Origin of the sequence: Streptomyces sp. E11-3 (assembly GCF_046540415.1) — a bacterium.
Lineage (GTDB): Bacteria > Actinomycetota > Actinomycetes > Streptomycetales > Streptomycetaceae > Streptomyces.
On the sequence record NZ_JAZGRL010000003.1, the window covers coordinates 459760 to 483955 of the forward strand.

Sequence of the window (24196 nt, forward strand, 5' to 3'; positions counted from 1 at the left end):
CCCTCGGCGCGGTCCGCGCGGGGGTGGTCCCCGCGGGCGCCCGCGTGGACCCGGGTGTCCTTCAGCCGGGAGTTCGGGCCGACCTCGGCACCGGCGGCGATGTGTGTGGCGCCGAGCAGCTGCGTACCGGGGTGCACGAGCGCGTCCGGCTCGAAGGTCACCGTGACATCGACGAACGTCGTGGCCGGGTCGACCACCGTCACACCGGACATCATGGCCTCGGTCAGCAGCCGGTCGTTCAGGCTGCGGCGCGCCTCGGCGAGCTGCACCCGGTTGTTGATCCCGGCGATCTCGCGGTGGTCGCCCGCGACGGACGCGCCCACCCGGTGGCCTGCTTCGCGCAGAATCCCCAGCACGTCGGTGAGGTACTCCTCGCCCTGGCTGTTGTCCGTGCGGACCTTGCCCAGGGCGTCCGCGAGCAGCTGCCCGTCGAAGGCGAAGACCCCCGAGTTGATCTCCTGGATCGCCCGCTGGGCCTCGCTCGCGTCCTTGTGCTCGACGATCGCGGTGACCGCGCCACTCGTCTCGTCCCGCACGATCCGCCCGTACCCGGTGGCGTCCGGCACCTCGGCGGTCAGCACCGTCACCGCGTTGCCGTCGGCGGTGTGCGTGGCGGCCAGGGAGTGCAGGGTCGCGCCGGTGAGCAGCGGGGTGTCACCGCAGACGACGATGACGGTCCCCGTCACGGCGCCGCCCTCGCCGGCGATGGCTTCCAGGCCCATACGCACCGCGTGCCCGGTGCCGTTCTGCTGCTCCTGTACGGCGGTACGGGCGGCCGGGTCGGCCTGCGCGAGATGCGCGGTGACCAGCTCACGCCCGTGGCCCACGACCACGACCAGTTGCTGCGGGTCCAGCTCCCGTGCGGCGGCGACCACATGGCCCACCAGTGACCGGCCGCAGATCTCGTGCAGAACCTTGGGGGTGCTCGACTTCATGCGGGTGCCCTCACCCGCTGCGAGGACGACGACGGCGGCCGGGCGATTGGCGCTCACGGGTGTGCCTTTCGGCTTCGGTGCTTTGGGAGGCGGACATCCGCAGGATACCGGGGTGTAGCGGGGAGCCCGCATCAAGGGCGTACGGGAACGCGCGACGGCCCCGGAAGGCGCGCGAGCACGCGTTCCGGGGCCGACCGCCGTCCCGTTCGGTTACTCCGTGGCGATCGCGTTCAGTACGTTCATCCGGCCCGCCCGGAACGCCGGGATCAGCGCGGCGAACAGACCCACGAACGCCGAGGCGACGAAGACCGTACCGATGGTGGTCCAGGGGATCTCCAGGACCTTCAGCCCCTCCAGGGCCAGCAGCTTCTGCGCGGTGGCGCCCCAGGCCATCCCGAGCCCCAGGCCGAGCAGCGCGCCGAAGAGCGCGATGACGACGGACTCCAGGCGGATCATGCGGCGCAGCTGGCGGCGGGAGAGGCCGATGGCCCGCATCAGGCCGATCTCCCGGGTGCGTTCGACCACCGAGAGGGCGAGGGTGTTCACCACGCCGAGTACCGCGACGATGATCGCCAGCGCGAGCAGGCCGTAGACGATGTTCAGGAGCTGGCCGACCTGGCTCTTGAGCTCTTCCTTGAAGTCCGTCTGGTCCCTGACCTCGACTGTCGGGTCACTGGCCACGGCGGACTTGAGAGCGGCGTACGCCTGGTCCTCCTTGCCGGACTCCGCCTTGGCGAACAACATGTAGCTCAGCGGCATCCGGTCAGCGGGCAGATACCGCTCGACGGTAGTGAGGTTCGTGTACATCGCGCCCTTGTCGAACGTAGCGTCGTCCGACGTGATGGCCGCGATCCGCAGCTCGGTCGTCTCGCCGTGTTCGAAGGCGACGGTCAGCTTCTCGCCCACCTTCACTCCGGTGCGCTCGGCGAAGCCCGAGCCCACCGACATCGCGTCCTTGCCGTACGCGGCGGCCAGGTCACCGGAGACGGTCTCGCGGCGCAGGTCCTCGATGTAGGTCGGGCTGGTGGCGATGATCTTCTCGTCCTGGGTCTTACCGCCCGGGGTGGTCAGCTTGGTCGCGACCTCCTTGGTCTCGGTGGTGTGGGCGAGGTGCGGCGCTTCCTTCATCGCCTTGATGGCCGCGGGCTTGATGGGCTGTTGGCCCGCCTGGACGATGAAGTCCGCGCCGACCGACTTGTCCAGCTCCTCGGTGGCAGAGGCGACCATCGAGGACCCGACCACCGACAGGCAGGCCACCAGTGCCAGGCCGATCATCAGGGCCGCGCCCGTGGCGCCCGTACGGCGCGGGTTGCGCAGCGCGTTGCGCTCGGCCATCCGCCCGACCGGTCCGAACATCCGCAGCACCAGTGCGCTGATCACGCGGACCACACCGCCCGCGAGCACCGGCCCGATGACGACGAAACCGACAAGCGTCAGCACAACGCCCGCTCCGAGCCACAGTGAGCCGTCGCTCGCCGTGTCGGCCGTACCCGCGAGGTACAGGGCGAAGCCGCCCGCTCCGGTCAGCGCCAGCCCGATGACGGCGCGTACGACGCTCGCGCGGCCGCCCGAGGCCGTGCCCGTCTCGCGCAGGGCCGCCATCGGGGAGACCTTGCCGGCCCGGCGGGCGGGGATATACGCGGCGAGCAAGGTGACGATGACACCGAGCGCCAAACCGATCACGGGAGTCGTCCAGTTGACCGTGAGGTCCCGCGTGGACAGCTCCATGCCCATGCCCGACATCAGCTTCATCAGGCCGATGGCGAGGCCGACTCCGGCGCCGACACCGAGGATCGAGCCGACGACGCCGAGCAGCAGCGCCTCGACCAGCACCGAGCGGTTGACCTGCTTGCGCGAGGAGCCGATGGCCCGCATCAGGCCGATCTCGCGGGTGCGCTGGGCGACCAGCATGGAGAAGGTGTTGATGATCAGGAAGACGCCGACCAGGAAGGCGATCCCGGCGAATCCGAGCATCGCGTACTTCATGACGTCCAGGAAGGAGCCGACGTCCTCACGGCCGGCGTCCGCGGCCTCCTTCTGCGTCTGCACCTTGAAGGCGCCGTCCAGCTCATCGACGACGCTCTTCTTCAACTGCTCGTTGCTGACACCGGACGCGGCCACGACATTGACATGCGTGAACTGCCCGGTGTCGCCAAGGAGTTCCTTCTGCGCGGTCGCGGTGTCGAAGAAGACGACGGCGGCACCGGGGTTGGTCACCTTGAAGGAGGCGATGCCAGTGATCCTGGCGGTGATGTCACCGGTGACAGCGATGGTGCGCAGCTCATCACCGATCTCGAGCTTGTGCTTCTCGGCGGTGTCGGCGTCGACCATCACCTCGGTGGGGCCGCGCGGTTCATGGCCCTTGCTGATCTCCATCGAGCGGAGTTCGTTGGTGGTCCAGTTCGCGGCGATCGTCGGGGCGCCGGAGGTGGACCCCATGTTCTTGTTCTCGGAGTTGACGACGGTGACGCTCATGCTGCTGACGGCGCCCTCGGCGGACTTCACTCCGTCCGCCTGCTTCACCTGCTCGACGGCACCCGCGGGCAGTGACTCGGGCTTGCCGGTCTGCGGCGCCTCGTCCCCGTCCTTCGCGGACTTGGGGCTGACCGTGACATCAGGCGCGGAAGCCGCGAAGAGCTTGTCGAACGTGGTGTTCATGGTGTCGGTGAAGACGAGCGTCCCGCAGACGAACGCCACCGACAGCAGGACCGCGACGGCGGAGAGCGCCATCCGTCCCTTGTGCGCGAAGAAGTTGCGCAGCGAGGTCTTCAGAACCGTCATGACGTACGCCCCCGCGCGTCGAAGTCCTTCATCCGGTCAAGGACCTGGTCGGCGGTCGGCTGGTGCATCTCGTCGACGATCCGGCCGTCCGCGAGATACAGCACCCGGTCCGCGTACGAGGCGGCCACCGGGTCGTGGGTGACCATCACGATGGTCTGGCCGAGCTCGTCCACGGACTGCCGCAGGAAGCCGAGCACTTCGGCGCCGGAGCGCGAGTCGAGGTTCCCGGTCGGCTCGTCCCCGAAGATGATCTCCGGCCGCGCGGCGAGCGCACGCGCCACGGCCACCCGCTGCTGCTGACCACCGGACAGTTCGCTGGGCCGGTGCTTGAGCCGCCCCGCGAGCCCAACGGTCTCCACGACCCTCCCCAACCACTCCCGGTCGGGCTTACGACCCGCGATATCCATCGGCAACGTGATGTTCTCCAGGGCGTTCAACGTGGGAAGCAGATTGAACGCCTGGAAAATGAACCCGATCCGATCGCGCCGCAACTGGGTCAGCTTCTTGTCCTTGAGCCCGGTTATCTCGGTCTCATCGAGAAAAATCTGCCCACTGCTCACGACATCCAGCCCCGCGAGGCAGTGCATCAGCGTCGACTTGCCGGAGCCCGACGGGCCCATGATCGCGGTGAACTGCCCGCGGGCGATGTCCACATCGACATGGTCGAGCGCGACGACCTTGGTCTCCCCCGAGCCATAGGCCTTCACGACCTGCCGCGCTCGCGCCGCGACGGCCGTACGCCCTCCAGTGCCCCCGTGCCTGGGAATGCTTACAGCCGTTGTCACGGTATATCTCCTTTGTCGGTGATGCTGCGCATCGTCTGCCGTTGACGTGCTCAGTCTGGTAGTCAGGCGGCACCGGGCGCGCTGGTGCGCGACCCCCTCTTGACGGTGGGGAAAACCCCACCCCGCCCGTCATGCGCACCACATGCCCTGGCCTGCGCTTCCACGGTAGGCCGCGGGTCGGCAACGCTCCTCCTCCGCCGGTACCAGCCGTCCCCCGCCCGTTGTACGGAGAGTCCCCTAGGGGTCTCCGTCTCCCGGACGACCGATACCTGCGGGGTCTGGGCCCTCCCGCCCCGCGAGGATCAGGTGAGAGGGTGTCCCCGAAACAAGTAGATGCATAGGGAAAGGACTTCGGTGGGAGAGACCCGCAAGCGCCGGGCCGTGGTCGCCGCGCTGATGCTCGCCATGGCGCTCGCCGCGCTCGATGCCACGGTCATCGCGACCGCCGTCCCGCAGATCGTCGGCGACCTCGGTGGCTTCTCCGTCTTCTCCTGGCTGTTCTCCGGCTACCTGCTCGCGGTCACCGTCACCATCCCCGTCTACGGCAGGCTCTCCGACACCTTCGGCCGCAAGCCGGTCCTGGTGGCCGGCATGGCACTCTTCCTCCTGGGCTCCGTGCTCTGCTCCTTCGCCTGGAACATGGCGGCCCTGATCGCCTTCCGGGTGGTCCAGGGCCTGGGCGGCGGCGCCATCCAGGGCACTGTCCAGACCCTGGCCGCGGACCTCTACCCACTCCAGCAACGCCCGAAGATCCAAGCCAAGTTGTCCACGGTGTGGGCCGCGTCAGCGCTCGCGGGACCCGCCATCGGCGGACTGATCGCCACGTACGCCGACTGGCGCTTCATCTTCCTCGTGAACGTCCCGATCGGCGTGCTGGCACTCCTCCTCCTCATACGCCATCTCCACGAGCCGGTACGGGAACGGGGTCCCCGGGGGCGGACCGACTGGGCGGGCGCGCTCACGGTCTTCGCCTGCGGCGGCGTGATCCTCACCGGCCTGGTGCAGGGCGGAGTCGCCTGGCCGTGGCTGTCGATACCGTCGCTCACGCTCTTCGGCACCGGCCTGCTCCTGGCGGCGGCCGTCGTCCTCATCGAACGCCGGGCCCCCGAGCCCGTCATACCCGGCTGGGTGTGGCGCCGCCGCACCATAGCCGCGGTCAACCTCTCCCTCGGCGCACTCGGCCTCCTGATGGTCGCCCCGACCGTCTTCCTCCCCACCTACGCCCAGTCCGTACTCCAACTGAGCCCGACCGCGGCGGGCTTCGTCCTCTCCGCGATGATCCTGAGCTGGCCGGTGTCGGCGGCGCTCAGCCAGCACGTCTACACCCGGATCGGCTTCCGCAACACGGCGATGATCGGCATCACCGTCGCCGGACTCACCCTGCTGGCCTTCCCGTTGCTGCCCTATCCCGGCCAGGCCTGGCAGCCCGCGCTCCTCATGCTGCTCCTCGGCGCCGCACTCGGGCTCTTCCAACTGCCCCTCATCATCGGCGTGCAGTCGACGGTCGGCTGGGCCGAACGCGGCACGACGACGGCCTCGGTCCTCTTCTACCGCCAGATCGGCCAGACCGTCGGCGCGGCGCTGTTCGGCGCCGTCGCCAACGGGGTCCTCACCGCGCGCCTCGGTGGCGCGGGCGATCTGGACTCCGTGGCCCGCTCCCTCACCCACCCGGGTCCGGACGCCGACGTCCTGCGCCGCGCGGTCGACGCGGCGGTCGAGCGCGTCTACCTCGGCGGAGCCTGCGCGGCGCTCCTCGCGCTGCTCGCGCTGCTCTTCTTGGCCCCGCGCCGCTTCCCCGTCCTCCCGCAGGACGCGCCGCCGCCTCGGCACGACGCACCCGCACCTACACCGAGCGCGGACTAGCCACGGGTGCGGCTCGATTTCACGGTGCCCTCCCTGCCGCGGGGTGCGCTCTGTTTCGTTGTGGGGCGGGGCCGCGTCGGGGGGTACGTGCTCACGCCGACGTCTGATCCGGTGATGCCACAGGGATCCCGGTGTGGACCGTCGGCGCTGCGCGCGCACCCCCCGCCCCGTCCCCTCCGGCCGGCAGTNCGGCTGGGGAGCGCCGGGCGGCTGCTGCACGCCAGGCGCACCGGGGGCACCAGGTGCACCGGGGGCACCAGGTGCACCGGGGGCACCAGGTGCACCGGGGGCACCGGGGGTGCCAGGCGCTCCCGGAGGGCCAGGGGGCTGCGGTGCGGCGGGCCCGCCGACTTGGCTCGGGTCGGCGAACATGGTCGCCGCCTGGTGCACACCACCACCAGGCGCGCCAGGGGCACCCGGAGCACCAGGGGCGCCCGGAGCACCAGGCGCACCCGGAGCACCCGGAGCTCCCGGCGGCCCAGGAGGCTGCGGCGCGCCAGGCGTGCCAGGCGCGCCGGGCGGCTTCGGCATGGCGAGGCCCCCCTGGCTCGGGTCGGCCAGCATGGTCGCGGCGTGGTGCACGCCACCGGGAGGCGTACCCGGAGTACCGGGCGGCCCGGGAGGCTGCGGCGCGCCAGGAGTGCCGGGAGCGCCGGGCGGCTTGGGCATGTTGAGGCCCCCCTGGCTCGGGTCGGCCAGCATCGTCGCGGCGTGGTGCACGCCACCGCCGTTGCTGTCACCGCCACCGGGCGGCGGCGGGGTCGGCGCCTGAGGGGGCTGCGGGGACTGCGGCGGCTGCGGCCCGTCCGGGCCGAGCTGCGAGACGAGCTGCGTCGGTACGTAGCCCCCGGCCGGGGTGCCGGGCGTACCAGGACCCGACGGCGGCGGCGTGCCACCGGGAGGCGTACCCGGGGTGCCGGGTGCGCCGGGCGGCGGCGGAGTCGTCGGCCCGCTACCGCGCGCACCGCGCGGCGGACCCATCGCCTTGCTGGTGGCGGCATCCGAGATGTCCCCGGCGCCACCGGGCCCAGCGGCCGTGTGCTGCAGCCCACCAGCCTGAGACGCGGCGGGCGCGCCAGGGCCCTGCGGGTAGCCGTACGACGCGGGCGCACCGGGTGTCTGCGGCCCACCCGGGGCCTGGGACGCGGCGGGCGCGCCAGGGCCCTGCGGGTAGCCGTACGACGACGGGCCCTCCGGGCCGGGCGCGTCCAGCGCCGGGGCCACCGTGGTCCTGGGGAGCTGGCTGCCGCCGGACATCAGGGCCGTGGGGGCGTCCGGTGCCACGGTCGGCGGCGGGGTGTCGTCGGCATCGTTGCCCGAGAGCGGGGGCGCGAACACCGTCGCGGGCGGCGGTACGGAGCGGTCGGCCGCGTCCGAGTCCGCGTTGGTGTCCGTACCGGCCCAGGGCGTGGCGCTGTCGGGCACGCCGGGTGCCGTCGCGGCCACGTCGTCGGAGACGGCCGGGCGCTGCCCGCCCTGCGAGTCGCCCGCGCTCGGCCACGCCGGGGCGGGCGCGGAGCCACCCTCCGCGCCCGAGGGCGCACTCGCGGCTGGAGCCACACCCAGACCCGCGCCGGAGGGCGTACCCGCGCCGGAGGGCGTACCCGCGCTGGAAGGCGTACCGGCCCCGGACGGCGTACCCGCGCCCGAAGACGCCCGCCGGTCCGGGATGCCCATGTTGTCCGCCGCTTCCTGCAGCCACTCCGGGGGGCTCAGCAGGAACGACGTCTGGTTCAGATCCACTCGCGCGGGCGCCGCGGCCGGCGCGGGCTCCGGCGCCCCTTCGGGAACGCCGTACTCCTCCTCATACCGCCTGATGACCTCACCGACCGGCAGTCCGGGCCACAGCGTGGCCTCCCCGCTGTCCCGTGCGATGACCAGCCGCTGCTGCCCGCCGTCCGAGCGCGGACCGTCCTCGCGGTCCTCCGCCCACACGACGAAGCCCAGCTCGAACTCCCGTACCCGCACCTCCCGGTGCTGGTACGCGGGCATCCCGCCGTTGATCCACTGTTCCGCGCGCTCCTGCGCCTGCGCGAAGGTCACCATCGCGCTCACCCCTCAGCCGTTGCGGGGACGGCGCGCGCGAAGCCGCCGTCCACCATCAGGTTCGCCACGGTCTCCAGCTCCGGGGGATTGCCCGCGAGCCGTGCCAGGAAGGCGTCGAAGTCATCACCGCAGGGCAGCAGCAGCCGCTCCACGCGTTCGCCGACGGACCAGCTGTCCTGGTCCCGTGCGTCGTCGTACGCGCAGAACCAGACCGAGCCGACCCGCTCGCCCTTCACCTTGACCGCCAGGATTCCGCCCTGGACGAATCCGACGGCCAGGTAGTCCTTGGTCAGATGGTCGCGCAGGCACTTGTTGACGTAGACGAGGTCGTTGACCCCGGCCTCGTCGCGCACCGTGAAGAACGGCTGGTCGATCAGGAGCCCCAGCTCCGCGTCGAGTGCGGCGCCCACCGGGGCGCAGCCGCCCGCCGCCTTCAGGAACGCCCGGTAGGCGCCCGGCAGGCGGTAGCCGAGGTCCTCCTCTACGCCGAGGATCTGCTGCTCGCTCACCGCGACCGTCGCCTTCGGCAGCCCGAAGTGCGCGGGGCGCGGCTCCTGCAGCGGTCGGGTGCCGCGCTTGGCCTGGTCGACCGGGGCGGTCGCGAGGCCGCCGTGATGGCGCAGCAGCGCCTTCACCTCGACCGGTACCAGGTCGAGCCGGCGGGTGCCCGCGGCGTGGTGCCACGTCCAGCCGTGCGGGGTCGCCACAGCGGGGATGGTGTCCCACAGTTCATGGCCGTCGGCGGCGAGCGCGGCGTTCGCCGACACGTAGTCGGTGAGCCGCAGTTCGTCGATGCCGAACCCCTCCGGAGGCTCGGCGATTTCGGCGGCGGCGCGCGCGTAGGGCGAGAAGTCCGGGTAGCCCTGCTCGTCCACGCGCACCCCTCTGGGGTGGCGCGCGGCCCGGACCGGGTCCGGGAAGTGCACGACCTGCCCGGCATAGGCCGCGTTCGGCGGCGCGGCTTGCTGCCCGAGCCGACCTGTCGTCATGGCGGTTGCCCCCTGCGGCACAGCTGATGGTTTGCGGATGGGCACAGCCTATGCGGTGACGGGGCACCGGTCACCGGGCCTCCGCTTCCGTGACCAGCGGTCCACCGGTGATCACCGGTCGGTGACGGTGAGACAAAGTCCACACCCGAGAGACAGTTCCAGCTTCCGCACCAGCCGCCCCATTTGACAGGCTGTCCCCGCACTCGGGGGAGTGCCGAAGCGGCCATCGTCGCAGGGCACGGGGAGGGACGTACGACCAATGAGCACCGCACAGCCGAACACCGCCGCGGGGTACGCCGGGGATCCCCGGCTGAACTGGAGCGCTAGCGGGCCCGGCGCGGGGGCGCCGGCGCCCGTGCTCCTCCAGCGCCGGGACGGGATCCTGCCGACCGTGGCCGCGGCGTTGTCCGTACGCGGCGAGACGCTGACCGGTACGGCGGCGCGGTCCGACGCCGTGCCCGTGCTGCATCCGCTCGTCGAGGACTTCCTGGCGACGCTGACCACCGGTCACCGGGAGCGCTTCACCGGGCGTTGCCCCGAGACCATCCTGATCTCCCGCCGCCTCATCGCGTACGAGTCCGGCCGGTCCAAGCGCGCCCAGCGCAAGCCGCTAGCTGTGGGCGAGGCCCGCAAGGCACTCAAGCACGCCAAGCTCACGGCCCGCCGTATCCGTGAGGACGGAGACCCGCTGCACGGCAGCTTCGCTCCGCCGTGTCGGTCCTGTACGGCGCTTGCCGACCACTTTGGCGTACGTATCGTCGACCCGACCGGGAGTCAGAACTGATGGCCACCGCCGGTGCGTCCGATCGCACCTCCAGTACCCGATTCCCCGTTCAGGCCGACGCCGCGTTGCGCGGGGCGGGCTGGTGGCCGGGGCGCTGGGACATCAAACAGGCCGAGTACTGGGCCGACACCCTGCGCGACCATGTGTCGCCTGTGGGGCACCGGCATGCGGTGTTTCCTGCGGCGGTGGAGGCGTGGGCGGAGTTCGGGGGGCTGCGGGTTACTCCGGCGGGGCCTGGGCGGCATGTCGCGCCCGCGGTGCTTCATCTCGACCCGCTGTGCGGTCTGCATATGGCTCGCACTCTGGGGGATCTGGGGCGGGCGCTCGGCACTGAGGTCTGTCCGCTGGGCGAGGAGCCGGACAGTGGGGCGCTGCTCGCGATCGATGCGCAGAGCCGGGTGTACGGCCTGGACCACGGTGGCGACTGGTACCTGGGCGCGACGGTCGACGCGGCACTGCTGACTCTGCTCTCGGGCGTACTACCCACGAGGCTGGCTGCGGGCTGAGGCGCGGGCCGGTTGCGCGCTGTTTCGTTGTGGGGCGGGGCCGCGTGTTCCCGTGCGGCGGGGTGCGCCCGGTGAAGCGGCGCCCCAAAAAACCCAAAACGTTTAACCAAAAATTCGAAAAACGGAANCTACCGGGTCACCTCGCGCGGCGGGAGCACGTGCCCCCCAGCGCGCCCCCGCCCCACAACGAAACAGAACGCACCCCCACGCCACGGGGCGCGGCGCGGAACACGCACCCCGCCAGGCGCGCTGTCGCCCCCTTTGTTGTGGGCAATCGTTCCGCAGGGCGGAACGGGTGGGCACAACCCCTCGCCACGGATGCACCCGTTCCACGAAGCCCGCGGGGCACACTCACCCCCGACACGGGGGACCCGTGACGCCGGGCCCGGAGGGCAACACCCCCGCGCGGGGCTAGCGGGCCGTGGGGATGACCGCTGAGACGCGGAAGCCGCCCGCGTCCGTAGGCCCGGACACGAAGACGCCGCCGAGCGCCGTGACGCGTTCCTTCATGCCCAGCAGGCCGTTCCCCCCGCTGGGCAGGCGCGCGTCGTGCGGGGTCGACTCCGGCGCCGGGTCGTTCTCGACCTGCATGGCGACCTCGGCGCCCCGGTGGGCCAGGCGGACCTGGACCTTCGCACCGGGTGCGTGCTTGTGCACGTTCGTGAGGCCCTCCTGGATCACGCGGTACGCGGTCTGTTCGACCTCGGCGGGATACGGGGCAGGGTCGCCGTCGACCGACAGCTCCAGGACCATTCCGGCGGCCCGGGACTGGCCCACCAGCTCCTCCAGCTCGGCCAGACACGGCCCGTCGTCCTCGCGGGCGCGCGACGCGGCCGCGGCGGCCGCGACCCCGACGGCGGCCAGCGGCAGGGAGGGCGAGGTGGGCGAGGGCGCCGGGCCCGCCGTGGTGCCGTCCTGGGTGCGCAGTACGCCGAGCATCTCGCGCAGTTCGGTGAGCGCCTGCCGCCCCATGTCCCCGACCAGCGCCGCGTTCTTGACGGCCTTTTCGGGGTCCTTGCGCGCCACGGCTTGCAGCGCCGCCGCGTGCACCACCATCAGGCTGACCCGGTGCGCGACGACGTCGTGCATCTCGCGGGCGATCCGGGTCCGCTCCTCGTTGCGGGCCCATCCGGCCCGCTCCTCCGCGCGCTCGGCGAGCAGCTGCAGCTCCCGCTCCAGGCTGTCCGCGCGCTCGCGAAGGCTTTCCATCAGCCGCCGCCGAGCCCCCACGTACAGGCCGAACAGCACCGGCGGCGCCGTTACCCCGAGCGAGGCCAGGACCGCGACGAAGGGGACGAACCCCTCGCTGATGTCGACGGCGCCGTCGGCGACGCCCTGGCGGGTCTGGATGAACGTCACGATCGTGGAAGCGGTGACGGACATGCCCGCCAGTACCGCGATGATCCGGCGCGGCGCGTCCGACGCGGCCAGCGTGTAGAGGCCGACCACGGTCAGCAGGAAGCCCATGTTGGCCGGGGATACCGCGATCGCGACCAGCACCACGGCGACCGGCCACCGTCGGCGCAGCACCAGCGTGGCCCCGGTGAGCAGCCCGATGGTTACGCCGACCGCGACCGGCACCCCGGACTTGTCGGCGAACTCGACGCCTTCCAGCGCGCACTCGGCGGCCGATGCAACCCCCAGCCCGATGTCCAGTGCGGCACTGCGCCGTTGTCCCCACCACCACGGCCCCCCGGCCGACTCCTGGTGGTCTACCCCCGTTGTGGTCATGCCTTCCAGCCTACGGGCGAGGGGCCCGGGATTTCCCGTGGGTTTCCGGGGTGTCCGAGCGCGTGTTCGGCCAGCGTCCGTGATCACCTTCGAGTCAACCCGTCGCATCGAGGGCGGTCGGTACGGCATAGTGTGTGCAGCCCGGCCAACAGCCTGACGCAATGTCCGGCCTAGGTCGTTCTATCCCCCGTGGTGTAATTGGCAGCACTGTGGCTTTTGGTGCCATCTGTCCGGGTTCGAGTCCTGGCGGGGGAGCAATCCACCCCTCCTCTTCAGCTGCTCCGCTTCAGGAGTACGAAGCCCCCGGCCCTGCCCGCTTCGGTGTAGCCGACGCGTGGATGCAGCCGCCCGGCGTAACCCTGCGGGTCCTTGAACCGGCCGGATCTGTTGTCCAGTGCGATGAAGTCCGGCGTGACGCCCTCGGTCCTGCCCACCCAGAAGACCCGGCAGCGCGAGGTCAGACGGCTGATCGGGCCGATGTTCGCCTCGACCTTCGCCCCGTCCGGGATCCGGTCCAGCAGTCGCTCCGCCGCGATCACCCGGTCGCTCTTGCGGTAGGTGTCGGACTCGGTCAGCCGGGCCAGCGGGAGCGCGGTGGTCAGGGCAAGCGAGGCCGCGGCGACGGCCGCGGGCAGCTGGAGCGCGTACGCCCGCAGGCGAGGGCGCGCGCTGCGGCGGTAGAGGTCGATCGCGTCGGCCAGGGCCAGGATGACCACCGGCATCAGCACCGCGCTGTAGTGCCAGCCGGTGTCCCAGTAGTGGCTGTCCGAGGACAGGAACCGCCAGCCGACGGTCGGCAGCGCGACGATCAGCAGCGGGGAGCGCAGCGCCAGCAGCCCCGTGGTCGGCAGGAGCAGCCAGCCGAGGGTGCGCAGCTTGGTGTCGAGGCCGTCGAAGGGGCCGCCACCGCCGCCGACCTTGTTCCAGTAGTCGTACGCGCCTGTGGTGTTGAAGGCCGGGATGAGCACGGTGAAGGTGAGCAATGCGGCCACCGCGCCGAAGACGACGACCCCGATCGCGTACGGCACCATCCGCGGGGACGTCCGCCTGGCGCGCACCACGACGACCAGCGCGATCGCGGCCGTGGTCGCCCCCAGGTCCTCCTTGACCAGCACCAGCGGCAGCGCCCACCACAGGGCGGCCCGCCACCGCTCGCGCAGGATCGCCTCCAGCGCGAAGGCGATCAGCGGCACGGCGAAGCAGATCTCGTGGAAGTCGAAGTCGACGGCGCGCTGGATGCCCCAGGACAGGCCGTACGCGATCCCCAGCGCGAGCCCGCGTGCCGGGCCGAGCAGCCGGGTGGCGGCGCGGGTGACCGGGACGGCGGACAGTGCGAGCAGCGCGGCCTGCGCGATCAGCAGGGTGACCGGGGACGGGAAGAGCCGGTAGGCCGGGGCGAGCAGCGCCGTGACGGGGCTGAAGTGGTCGCCGAGTATGTGCGCGCCGGGGCCCTTGAGGTCGGCGAGCGGTGCCTGGAGCTGTGCGTAGCCGCGTATCGCCTGCTCGAAGATGCCCAGGTCCCAGGACATGGTCCGCAGCTGGCGGTAGCGGCTCACCGAGATCACGCTGTACGCCACGAACAAGGCCGTGGCCAGGTAGTACGGGGCGAGATGCCGGGGGCGCGGGGTGCGTTGCGCCACCGGCCCGGATATCTCGGAGGGTTCGGTGCCTCCGGCGGGGGCCGGCGCGATCTGGGCGCTGGTCATGAGGGGAGACCCTAGCTCCTCGCATCGAACGCCCGCTCGATCGGGCGGCGTGCGGTCCCCCGGTTGCCGGACCGTCCGGGGGGCGTGTGCCGGTGTCCCGGTGGCTGTCGGTGGGACGTCGTAGGCTGGGAGCCCCCGGCCCGTTCGACGTGTCGGGTGGCTTGCGTTACCCACTCCGTACTGCCCGTACGCCTCGTACTTCTGCCTCCTGGACGGAAACCGCCTTCATGAGCCTGCACGGTCTGCTCGACGCCGTCGTCAAGGACGCCGCACTCGCCGAAGCGGTGCAGGCCGCCGAAGACGGCAACCGCACGCATGTCGACCTGATCGGTCCGCCTGCCGCCCGGCCCTTCGCGATCGCCGCGCTGGCCCGCGATGCGGGGCGGCCGGTGCTGGCCGTGACGGCCACCGGGCGGGAGGCGGAGGACCTCGCGGCCGCGCTGCGCTCCCTGCTGCCGCCGGACACGGTCGTCGACTACCCCTCCTGGGAGACCCTGCCGCACGAGCGGCTCTCACCACGCTCCGACACCGTCGGCCGCCGCCTCGCCGTGCTGCGCAGGCTGACCCACCCGAGCACCGACGACCCGGAGACCGGCCCGGTCTCGGTGGTCGTGGCCCCGATCCGCTCGGTACTCCAGCCGCAGGTCAAGGGCCTCGGCGAGCTGGAGCCCGTCAGCCTGAGACAGGGTGTGTCCGCCGACCTGGAGGAGACCGTCCAGGCCCTCGCGGCAGCCGCGTACGCCCGGGTCGAGCTGGTCGAGAAGCGCGGCGAGTTCGCGGTGCGCGGCGGCATCCTGGACGTCTTCCCGCCGACCGAGGAACACCCCCTGCGGATCGAGTTCTGGGGGGACGACGTCGAGGAGATCCGTTACTTCAAGGTCGCCGACCAGCGCTCCCTGGAGATCGCCGAGCACGGCCTGTGGGCGCCGCCCTGCCGCGAGCTGCTGCTGACCGACGACGTACGGGAACGGGCCGCTGCCCTGGCCGAGCAGCACCCCGAGCTCGGCGAACTGCTCGGCAAGATCGCCGAGGGCATCGCGGTCGAGGGCATGGAGTCCCTGGCGCCGGTACTCGTCGACGACATGGAACTGCTGCTCGACGTGCTGCCGCAGGGCAGCATGGCCGTGGTCTGCGACCCCGAGCGGGTGCGCACCCGGGCCTCCGACCTGGTGGCCACCAGCCAGGAGTTCCTGCAGGCCAGCTGGGCCGCGACGGCGGGCGGGGGAGAGGCTCCCATCGATGTGGACGCGGCCTCGCTGTGGGGCATCGCGGACGTCCGCGACCGGGCCCGCGACCTGGGCATGATGTGGTGGTCCGTCTCGCCGTTCGCGGCGGACCACGAGGTCGGCGCGGACACCCTCAAGCTCGGCATGCACGCCCCGGAGACCTACCGCGGCGACACCGCCCGCGCCCTGGCCGACGCCAAGCAGTGGAACGCCGACGGCTGGCGCACCGTCTTCGTCACCGAGGCCCACGGCCCGGCCGCCCGCACCGTGGAGATGCTGGGCAACGAAGGCATCGCCGCCCGCCTCGACTCCGACCTCGCCGAGATCGCCCCGTCCGTCGTCCACGTGGCCTGCGGCTCCATCGAGTACGGCTTCATCGACGCGGCCCTCCGGCTCGCGGTCCTCACCGAGACCGACCTGACCGGCCAGCGCGCGGCCGGCAAGGACGGCACCCGGATGCCCGCCCGGCGCCGTAAGACCATCGACCCGCTCACTCTGGAGCCGGGCGACTACATCGTCCACGAGCAGCACGGCGTCGGCCGGTACGTCGAGATGGTGCAGCGCACGGTGCAGGGCGCGACCCGCGAGTACCTGGTCGTCGAGTACGCCCCCGCCAAGCGCGGCCAGCCCGGCGACCGGCTCTACATCCCCACCGACCAGCTGGAGCAGATCACCAAGTACGTCGGCGGCGAGGCCCCGTCCATGCACCGCCTCGGCGGCGCCGACTGGACCAAGACCAAGGCCCGCGCCAAGAAGGCGGTCAAGGAGATCGCGGCCGACCTCATCAAGCTCTACTCGGCGCGGATGGCGGCGCCGGGACACATCTTCGGCCCGGACACCCCCTGGCAGCGCGAGCTGGAGGACGCCTTCCCGTACGCCGAGACCCCCGACCAGCTGACCACCATCGCCGAGGTCAAGGAAGACATGGAGAAGTCGGTCCCGATGGACCGGCTGATCTGCGGCGACGTCGGCTACGGCAAGACCGAGATCGCCGTACGCGCGGCCTTCAAGGCGGTCCAGGACGGCAAGCAGGTAGCGGTCCTGGTCCCCACGACCCTCCTCGTCCAGCAGCACTTCGGCACCTTCTCCGAGCGCTACTCGCAGTTCCCGGTCGCGGTCCGTGCCCTGTCCCGCTTCCAGACGGAGACCGAGTCCAAGGCAACGCTCGAAGGCCTGCGCGAGGGTTCGGTCGACATCGTCATCGGCACCCACCGCCTGTTCTCGTCCGAGACCAAGTTCAAGGACCTCGGCCTGGTCATCGTCGACGAGGAACAGCGCTTCGGCGTGGAACACAAGGAGCAGCTGAAGAAGCTCCGCGCGAACGTCGACGTCCTGACCATGTCGGCCACCCCCATCCCCCGTACGCTCGAAATGGCGGTCACCGGCATCCGCGAGATGTCCACGATCACCACCCCGCCCGAGGAACGGCACCCCGTGCTGACCTTCGTCGGCCCGTACGAGGAGCGGCAGATCGGCGCCGCGATCCGCCGCGAACTGCTGCGCGAGGGCCAGGTCTTCTACATCCACAACCGCGTGGAGTCCATCGACCGCGCGGCCGCCCGGCTGCGCGACATCGTCCCCGAGGCCCGCATCGCGACCGCCCACGGCCAGATGTCCGAACAGGCCCTGGAACAAGTAGTGGTGGACTTCTGGGAGAAGAAGTTCGACGTCCTGGTCTCGACCACCATCGTCGAGTCGGGCATCGACATCTCCAACGCCAACACCCTGATCGTCGAGCGCGGCGACAACTTCGGCCTCTCCCAACTCCACCAGCTACGCGGCCGGGTCGGCCGTGGCCGCGAGCGCGGCTACGCCTACTTCCTCTACCCCCCGGAGAAGCCCCTCACCGAGACCGCCCACGAGCGCCTGGCGACCATCGCCCAGCACACGGAGATGGGCGCGGGCATGTACGTCGCCATGAAGGACCTCGAAATCCGCGGCGCGGGCAACCTGCTCGGCGGCGAGCAGTCCGGCCACATCGCGGGCGTCGGTTTCGACCTCTACGTCCGCATGGTCGGCGAGGCGGTCGCCGACTACCGTGCCTCGCTCGAAGGCGGCGTGGAGGAGGAGCCCCCGCTCGAGGTCAAGATCGAGCTCCCGGTCGACGCCCACGTCCCGCACGACTACGCCCCCGGCGAGCGCCTGCGCCTGCAGGCGTACCGCGCGATCGCCTCCGCCAACACGGAGGAGGACATCAAGGCGGTACGCGAGGAACTCACCGACCGCTACGGCAAGTTGCCCGAGCCGGTGGAGAACCTGCTCCTGGTCGCGGGCCTACGGATGCTGGCCCGCGCCTGCGGAGTCGCCGAGATCGTCCTGCAGGGCACGAACATCCGCTTCGCTCCGGTGGAGCTACGCGAATCCCAGGAACTCCGCCTGAAGCGTCTCTACCCGGGCACGGTCATCAAGCCCGCCAACCACCAACTGCTGGTGCCGCGCCCCAAGACGGCGAAGGTCGGCGGCAAGCCGCTGGTCGGCCGAGACCTGCTGGCCTGGACGGGCGAGTTCCTCACGACAATCGTGGGCTCCTGACCCCGGTGCGCCGTGTCGGGGTGAGGGTGCGCCTCGGGCTCGTGTTCACGGTGCGCCGTGGTGTCGGGGGTGAGGGTGCCCCTCGGGCTTGTGTTCACGGTGCGCCGTGGCGTGGGGGTGCGTTCTGTTGCGTTGTGGGGCGGGGGCGCGCTGGGGGGCACGTGCTCCCGCCGCGCGAGGTGATCCGGTAGCGGTATAGCGAGCCCGGTGGTGGGGTCAAGGTTGGGCGGTCCGCGCGCACCNCCCGCGCCCTTCCAGCCCCCGGCCCCCGCACCCGCCCGTATCGACCAGGTGCGCGCCGAGCTCGACGAGCTCAGTGACCTGCTGCGCCACCAGGACCGTCCGGAGGGCGGCGGCCGGTGAGCGGACGCGTCATCGCCGACCGCTACGAACTGTCCACGCTGATCGGCCAAGGCGGCATGGGCCAGGTCTGGACGGCGTACGACCAGCGCCTGGACCGCCGCGTCGCCGTCAAGCTGCTGCGCCCCGACAAGGTCGCGGGCCCCGGCGGCGACAGCTCCGCCGAGCTGCGCCGCCGCTTCGTCCGCGAGTGCCGGGTCACCGCGCAGGTCGACCACCCGGGCCTGGTCACCGTGCACGACGCGGGCAGCGAGGGCGAGGACCTCTTCCTCGTCATGCAGCACGTCGAAGGGTCCGACCTCGCCGACCACATCGCCGAGCACGACCCCTACCCGTGGCCCTGGGCCGTCGCGGCCGCCGCCCAACTGTGCGCCGTACTCTGCGCGGTGCACGCCGTGCCGATCGTGCACCGCGACCTCAAGCCGCGGAACATCATGGTGAAGCCCGACGGCACCCTCACCGTCCTCGACCTCGGCGTCGCCTCCGTCATGGACAGCGACACCACCCGCCTCACCCACACCGGCTCCCCCATCGGCAGCCCCGCCTATATGGCCCCCGAGCAGGCGATGGGCGGCGCCGTCGGCCCGTACACCGATCTGTACGCACTCGGCGTGCTGCTGCACGAACTGCTCAGCGGCACGGTCCCGTTCAACGGCACCACCGTCCTCGGCGTCCTGCACCGCCACCTCTACGAGCCGCCGCTGCCCGTACGCCAACTGCGCCCCGAGGTCCCCGAGCCCCTGGAGGCGCTGGTCCTCAGGCTGCTCGCCAAGGACCCGCAGCACCGCCCGGCCTCCGCGCAGGAGGTGTACGAGGCGCTGGCTCCGCTGCTGCCCGTACGCGGCGTCCCCAGCGGGCCGCTGGACCCCACGCGCCCCTTTCTGCGCCCGCACGCCCCGTGGCCGGACCGCGCGGCCAGGGCCGCGGCCGCTCCTGAGGTGCCCAGGCAGCCGCGCGAGCCCCAGGCGGCCCAGCAGACCGATGTCGCCGGGGCCGTCGACGACGTCAAGCGACTGCTCGGCGAGGGCCGGATCACCCAGGCCGTTGACCTGCTCGGCGCGATCCTCCCGGCCGCCGCCGTCCAGCACGGCGAGCACTCCCCGATCGTCCGCGGCCTGCGCAAGCAGTACGCGGCCACGCTGATGGACGACGGCCAGTACCGCCGCGCACTGCCCGAGCTGCGCCGCCTGGCCGACGAGCGTGCCGCCGAGTCCGGGGTCGCCGACCCGGCCTCGCTGCAGTTCCGGTACGAGGCCGCGCAGTGCCTGGAGCAGCTCGGCGAACCGGCCGCCGCGCTGGCCGAGTACCGCGCCCTGCTGCCGTTCTTCGAGAACCGGTACGTCAGCGGGGACGCCGATCTCTGCCTGGAACTGCGCCGCCGCATCGGCCACCTGCTGCTGGCGCTCGGGGACCATGCCGCCGCCCACGACATGCTGGCCCGGCTGCTGCACGACGCGGAGCGCCGGCACGGCATCGGCCATCCGTTCCCGGCCGAGGTCCGGCGTACGGTGCAGTGGCTGGGGCAGGTACGCGGCTGACCCGGCCGCTGTACGAGCCCGTCCCCGAACACGTACCTCCAACTCTCCCCGAATCGTTGGTCGAATCAGTGGCCGAAGCCACGGCCACTGCATACCATCGATCACCGCAAGGCCCGCTTGTGCACTGACGCACAATCTCGCCTCCGGGAGGCTCCTTTGCACCGCCGCAGTCGCACCGCGCTCTCCGTATCCGCCGCGCTCCTTATCGCGGCTCCACTCCTGGCCGCCTGCGGCAACGAAGCCCATCCGGGCGCGGCGGCCGTGGTCGGCGGTGAACGGATCACCGTCGCCCAGCTCGAGGGCCGGGTGAACGAACTGCGGGACGCCCAGCGCGCGGTCACCGAGAACGACGAGCAGTACGCACAACTGCTCAGTGAGCAGTGCGACGCCGCCCTCAAGATGGAGACGCCCCAGCCCTGCGACCCCGTCCGCGGGACCCTGCACACCATGGTCTTCGAGCGGGTGGTCGACCGGGTCGCCAAGGACGCCGGGATCGAGGTCACCCGCAAGGAGCTGCAGACCGCGCGGGCCCAGCAGGAGAAGGTCTCCGGCGGCGCCGAGGGCCTGGAGCGGACCGCGCTGCGGAACAACGTCGCACCGGCGCGGCTCGACGACACCCTGCGCACCTGGATGCTGCTCGACAAGCTCGACCGCACGCTCGGCGGCGAAGAGCTGCGCAAGGCGATGGCCGAGGCATCCGACGAACTCAGCATCGACCTCAACCCGCGCTACGGCACGTGGGACGTGAAGGTGGGCCACCTCGGCGAGGCCGACACCCCGTGGCTGCGCGAGGTGACGCCCCGCCTGCGGGCGGACCAGCAGGCATAGGCGGCCGCGCGGCCCCCGGCCTCTCCGGCGGCCGTCGTCGGCCCTGTCAGTGGCGTGCGTTACGTTCGAGACGTGAACGCCTCGAAGGACCCGATGGACTCCAAGGACGCGCCGGACCCGAACGCCCCCGGCCGCGTCCTGCTGCTCACCACCAGCCACCGGGTCGCCCCCGGCCTGCTGTCCTGGCCCGCCTGGCAGGCGTTGGGCGCCGCCGACGCGGTGCTCTGCGCCGACCCCGGCCACCCGCAGCTGCCGTATCTGCGCGAGGCCGGTGTCGCCGTGGAGCAGGCGGCGCCCACCGCGCGGGAGCTGGTCGAGAGGTGCGCGGGCGGCCGTACGGTGGTCGTGGTGGCCACCGGCGAGGGCGACCCCGCACTGACCGACGGGCTCGCCCGGCTCGCGGGCTCCGGCCGGGTCCAGATGCCCGACCTGGAGCTGCTGCCCGCCTCGTACGACCTGCCGGGCGCCCGCCTGCTCGACCTCGTCCAGGTCATGGACCGCATCCGAGCCGAGTGCCCGTGGTCGTCCCAGCAGACCCACAAGGGCCTGGCGAAGTACGGCATCGAAGAGGCGTACGAACTCGTCGAGGCGATCGAGACCGGCGACCGCGACGAACTCCGCGAGGAACTCGGCGACGTACTCCTGCAGGTCGTCTTCCACTCCCGGATCGCCGAGGAGGACCCCGACGAGCCCTTCTCGATCGACGACGTCGCGGGCGGCATCGTCAGCAAGCTCATCCACCGCCACCCCCATGTCTTCGGCGACGACACCGCCGAGACCCCGGACGAGGTCCGCGACCACTGGCTGCGCACCAAGGCCGCCGAGAAGCAACGCGACTCGGTGACGGACGGCGTCCCACTCGGCCAGCCGGGCCTCGCCCTGACGGCCAAGCTGGCCTCGCGGGTGCGGACGGCGGGCCTGGACGCACCGCTGCCGACGGGCGACGGCGTCGGGTACGAACTGCTGGCGCTCGCGGTACGGGCGGAGGCCGCCGGGGTGGACCCGGAGGCGGCGCTGCGGGCGGCCGCGCGCGCCTACCGGGACGTGATCCTGGGGGTCGAGAAGGGCGGGGCTTAGTACGGTTGGCGCAGGGTCGGCCGAGATGCGTGGGGGCGTGTGTGGAACCGGAGTTGGAGGAGCTGGCGGCCTCGGGCGCGGCAGTTCTGGTGAGGACGATGGACACGCGGGCCGTGCGCAACCGGTTCTTGGAGCTGTTCCAGCGCGCGCAGAGCACCGGAGAGCTGGGCTTGAAGCTCATCGGGTCCAGGATCCAGTTAATGGAGGCAGGGGAGGACGACGGAGCGCTCGCGGGCATCGAGGCGCAGTGGCGGGACAGACTGACCACCCTGCTGAGGGAGGATCCGGAGGGCCTGGACCTCGCGTTCGGACTCCGGGACATCGTGGCCGACTTCGCTCCCCGGAAAAACCCGCAGCCACCTGCCGAGGTTCGCAACACCATCTCGGGCGGCACGATCGACACCGTCGTCCAGGCAGGTGCCGTCAGCCGCGTCACTGTGCACGCCGCCGACTCCCACGACGGTGACCACGTCGACTTCCAGAACGGCACCTTCCACGACCGGGTCGTCGGCGTACAGCACAACCACTACCCCGCGCGGAGCTTCGGCGACCCGCCGGCCCCGCGCGACTGGCCGTGGGCGAACGAGATCAGCCCGGCCGAGGTCGGCGTGCGACCATCTCGTCGGGTGCCAGGACTGCCGGACATCCCCTGGTACACCGCCCGCGACGCGGACACGGAGCTCGGCGCCCAGCTCGCGTGGGGCGGCCTGGTCCTCATCCTCGGCAAGCGCGTCTCGGGCAAGTCGTACACCGCGTGGAAGGGCCTGCAAGGACTGCGGGGCTGGCGCGTGTACGCGCCCGAGCGCGGCGCGGACCTGCGGAGCCTGCCCGCCCTCATCAAGGCCCGCCCCGGGCGGTACGTCGTATGGCTCGACGAACTCGACGGCCATCTCGGCACCGGAGGCCTGGAGCCGGGCCTGCTGGGTCGGCTCACGGGCCTCGGTGTCGTGGTGCTGGCCACCATGGACGTGGACGAGTACTACGAGCGCCGCCGCGGCTCCAGCCCCGGCGACCGGGTGGTGGCCACGGCCCGTACGACGGAGCTGCCGCGCGCGTGGAGCCGGGATGAGCTGGACCGGCTCGCGGAGCACACCGAGGATCCGCGGCTGTACGAGGCGTTCCTGTGGTGCGGGGACGAGGGCGCGGCCGCGTACCTCGCCGTCGGGCATCTGCTGTGCGAGGAGTGGCGGCGCGAGGTGCACCAAGCCGCGTGTCCGGGCGGCCAGTTGCTGGTGCGGATCGCCGTCGACCTCGCGCGCTGCGGGATCACCCGGGCGGTTCCGCGACACCACCTGGAGGAACTGGCGGCGGACTACGACCCGCTGCGCCGCCCGGCGCGGGACGAGAGCCTCGACGCCGCGCTCGACTGGGCGACCGCGCCGCAGTACGGGGTCACCGGCTTGCTCATAGCGGGTGAGGAGCCGGGCACGTTGCGGGCCTATGGTGCGCTGGCCGCGGAGGGGCTGCGGTCGGCTGAGCTGCCGCCGGTACCCGAGAGCGTGCTGTGGACGCTGCTGGAGGAAGGGGTGGAGCGGTACGAGTGGGTCGATCAGGCTGCCCTGCGTGCGGTGATGTGTGCGGCCTTTCGCCCACGTGCCGACGCGGGTGACACCCACGCCATGAAGTCGCTTGCCGAACTCGGAGACGACGAGGACCCGGCGCAGGCCGATGCTTGGTATCGGCGGGCGGTGGACGCCGGTGACCCGGAGGCAGCCGAGGCTCTGGGGCTCCGGCTGCTGCAACGGGGCGACGAGACGGCCGCGCTCCGGTATCTGGAGATGGCGGCGGAAGGGGGCTGGCCCGAGTCCGCGGCCGAGCTCGGACGCATCCTGCGCGACCGCGCGGAGCACTGGCTGCGGACGGCCGCTGAGGCGGACCACGGCGAGGCGGCCCACCGGCTCGGCGACATGCTCGTCGGTACCGGCCAAACGGCCGAAGCCATGCGCTGGTACCGCAGGGCCGCCGAGGGCGGGCACGAAGCGGTGGCCGCCAGCCTCGGCAGTCTGCTGCACGACTGGCACGAACTGGCCGAGGCGGAGCTCTGGTATCGGCGAGGTGTCGCGGCGGGAGACGATCGGGCCGCACACAATCTGGCGCTCCTGTTGCACAACCAGGGCGGGCGTGACGAGGAGGCGGAACGGCTCTACCGCCTGGCCGAGGCAGCCGGGCACGCCACTGCCTCCCTGAACCTCGGAATCCTTCTGGAGCGACAGGGCAACGTGGAACAGGCACAGATCCACTACCGCCAAGCCCATGACCGGGGTGACTACGACGGCGGGTACCGCCTGGCGCTCCTGCTGCGCGAGGCAGGCAGAACCCAGGAGGCCGCCGAGTGGTTCCGGAAGGCCGCGGAACTGGGATCTCAGGAAGCCCGCAAGGCCCTCGCCGAGCCGGACACCAAGCCGGACGCGGAGGAAGGCGCAGGCCGCGCTCCGGCTAACGTCAAGGAGTGACCGAACAGCCCGCCCCGCCCCTCGCCGGCCCCGCCCCCGAACTCTTCTCCTGGGAG

The 24196-nt window shown here is 71.9% G+C and carries 14 protein-coding genes, 1 tRNA gene and 1 pseudogene; 9 read left to right on the forward strand and 7 right to left on the reverse strand.

Annotated features, from left to right (window positions below; genetic code table 11):
* The 3 genes from U9R90_RS31680 to U9R90_RS31690 form a co-directional block, all read right to left on the reverse strand.
* Nucleotides 1-992 (reverse strand): NTP transferase domain-containing protein (locus U9R90_RS31680; protein ID WP_411060423.1); only part of this gene is annotated, 992 nt, incomplete at its 3' end.
* Nucleotides 993-1145: 153 nt separating this feature from the next.
* Nucleotides 1146-3716: an ABC transporter permease gene (locus U9R90_RS31685; protein WP_411060424.1), complete on the reverse strand. Its 2571-nt coding sequence runs from the start codon at nt 3714-3716 to the stop codon at nt 1146-1148.
* Nucleotides 3713-4501, reverse strand: a complete 789-nt coding sequence (locus tag U9R90_RS31690) for an ABC transporter ATP-binding protein (RefSeq protein ID WP_411060425.1) — start codon at nt 4499-4501, stop codon at nt 3713-3715. Before U9R90_RS31690 ends, U9R90_RS31685 begins: the two co-directional genes overlap by 4 nt.
* 333 nt (nt 4502-4834) lie before the next feature.
* On the opposite strand from U9R90_RS31690, the gene U9R90_RS31695 reads away from it, so the two are divergent.
* Nucleotides 4835-6364: an MFS transporter gene (locus U9R90_RS31695; RefSeq protein WP_411060427.1), complete on the forward strand. Its 1530-nt coding sequence runs from the start codon at nt 4835-4837 to the stop codon at nt 6362-6364.
* Between the two features lie 315 nt (nt 6365-6679).
* Here the strand turns inward: U9R90_RS31695 and U9R90_RS31700 are convergent.
* Both U9R90_RS31700 and U9R90_RS31705 read right to left on the reverse strand, forming a co-directional pair.
* Nucleotides 6680-8410, reverse strand: a pseudogene (locus U9R90_RS31700) (hypothetical protein); the annotation flags it as partial.
* Between the two features lie 5 nt (nt 8411-8415).
* A complete protein-coding gene (locus tag U9R90_RS31705) occupies nt 8416-9399 on the reverse strand; it encodes an SMI1/KNR4 family protein (RefSeq protein WP_411060429.1) in 984 nt (327 codons plus the stop codon).
* A gap of 259 nt (nt 9400-9658) precedes the next feature.
* On the opposite strand from U9R90_RS31705, the gene U9R90_RS31710 reads away from it, so the two are divergent.
* The gene (locus U9R90_RS31710) at nt 9659-10183 is read left to right on the forward strand and encodes a YwqJ-related putative deaminase (protein ID WP_411060431.1); all 525 of its coding nucleotides are present in this window, start codon (nt 9659-9661) and stop codon (nt 10181-10183) included.
* Entirely contained in the window at nt 10183-10689 is a 507-nt protein-coding gene (locus U9R90_RS31715; protein ID WP_411060433.1) for an SUKH-3 domain-containing protein, read from the forward strand. The genes U9R90_RS31710 and U9R90_RS31715 overlap by 1 nt, the downstream gene beginning before the upstream one ends.
* 411 nt (nt 10690-11100) lie before the next feature.
* On the opposite strand, the gene U9R90_RS31720 is transcribed toward U9R90_RS31715, so the two are convergent.
* Entirely contained in the window at nt 11101-12420 is a 1320-nt protein-coding gene (locus U9R90_RS31720; RefSeq protein ID WP_411060435.1) for a sensor histidine kinase, read from the reverse strand.
* 183 nt (nt 12421-12603) lie between these two features.
* On the opposite strand from U9R90_RS31720, the gene U9R90_RS31725 reads away from it, so the two are divergent.
* Nucleotides 12604-12675, forward strand: a tRNA-Gln gene (locus U9R90_RS31725).
* Nucleotides 12676-12692: 17 nt separating this feature from the next.
* Here U9R90_RS31725 and U9R90_RS31730 read toward each other — a convergent pair.
* Entirely contained in the window at nt 12693-14126 is a 1434-nt protein-coding gene (locus U9R90_RS31730) for a DUF2079 domain-containing protein (protein ID WP_411060437.1), read from the reverse strand.
* 227 nt (nt 14127-14353) lie between these two features.
* On the opposite strand from U9R90_RS31730, the gene mfd reads away from it, so the two are divergent.
* The 5 genes from mfd (at nt 14354) to U9R90_RS31755 (ending at nt 24140) form a co-directional block, all read left to right on the forward strand.
* Nucleotides 14354-17884 (forward strand): transcription-repair coupling factor, encoded by a 3531-nt coding sequence (gene mfd / locus U9R90_RS31735; protein ID WP_411060439.1) that lies wholly within the window; start codon nt 14354-14356, stop codon nt 17882-17884.
* Nucleotides 17885-18243: 359 nt separating this feature from the next.
* A complete protein-coding gene (locus U9R90_RS31740; protein WP_411060441.1) occupies nt 18244-19782 on the forward strand; it encodes a protein kinase domain-containing protein in 1539 nt (512 codons plus the stop codon).
* Between the two features lie 156 nt (nt 19783-19938).
* Nucleotides 19939-20610, forward strand: a complete 672-nt coding sequence (locus tag U9R90_RS31745; RefSeq protein ID WP_411060443.1) for a SurA N-terminal domain-containing protein — start codon at nt 19939-19941, stop codon at nt 20608-20610.
* Nucleotides 20611-20703: 93 nt separating this feature from the next.
* Complete coding sequence (locus U9R90_RS31750) at nt 20704-21687, forward strand: nucleoside triphosphate pyrophosphohydrolase (RefSeq protein WP_411060988.1); 984 nt, start codon at nt 20704-20706, stop codon at nt 21685-21687.
* A 41-nt stretch (nt 21688-21728) separates the two neighbouring features.
* Entirely contained in the window at nt 21729-24140 is a 2412-nt protein-coding gene (locus tag U9R90_RS31755; protein ID WP_411060444.1) for a hypothetical protein, read from the forward strand.
* The last annotated feature ends 56 nt before the right edge of the window (nt 24141-24196 follow it).

Excerpts from the sequence above, each read along its gene's own strand:
- U9R90_RS31685 (WP_411060424.1), bottom strand. The coding sequence starts at position 3,716 with ATGACGGTTCTGAAGACCTCGCTGCGCAACTTCTTCGCGCACAAGGGA.
- U9R90_RS31695 (WP_411060427.1), top strand. The coding sequence starts at position 4,835 with ATGCATAGGGAAAGGACTTCGGTGGGAGAGACCCGCAAGCGCCGGGCC.
- U9R90_RS31705 (WP_411060429.1), bottom strand. The coding sequence starts at position 9,399 with ATGACGACAGGTCGGCTCGGGCAGCAAGCCGCGCCGCCGAACGCGGCC.
- U9R90_RS31710 (WP_411060431.1), top strand. The coding sequence starts at position 9,659 with ATGAGCACCGCACAGCCGAACACCGCCGCGGGGTACGCCGGGGATCCC.
- U9R90_RS31715 (WP_411060433.1), top strand. The coding sequence starts at position 10,183 with ATGGCCACCGCCGGTGCGTCCGATCGCACCTCCAGTACCCGATTCCCC.
- U9R90_RS31720 (WP_411060435.1), bottom strand. The coding sequence starts at position 12,420 with ATGACCACAACGGGGGTAGACCACCAGGAGTCGGCCGGGGGGCCGTGG.
- U9R90_RS31730 (WP_411060437.1), bottom strand. The coding sequence starts at position 14,126 with ATGACCAGCGCCCAGATCGCGCCGGCCCCCGCCGGAGGCACCGAACCC.
- mfd (WP_411060439.1), top strand. The coding sequence starts at position 14,354 with ATGAGCCTGCACGGTCTGCTCGACGCCGTCGTCAAGGACGCCGCACTC.
- U9R90_RS31750 (WP_411060988.1), top strand. The coding sequence starts at position 20,704 with ATGGACTCCAAGGACGCGCCGGACCCGAACGCCCCCGGCCGCGTCCTG.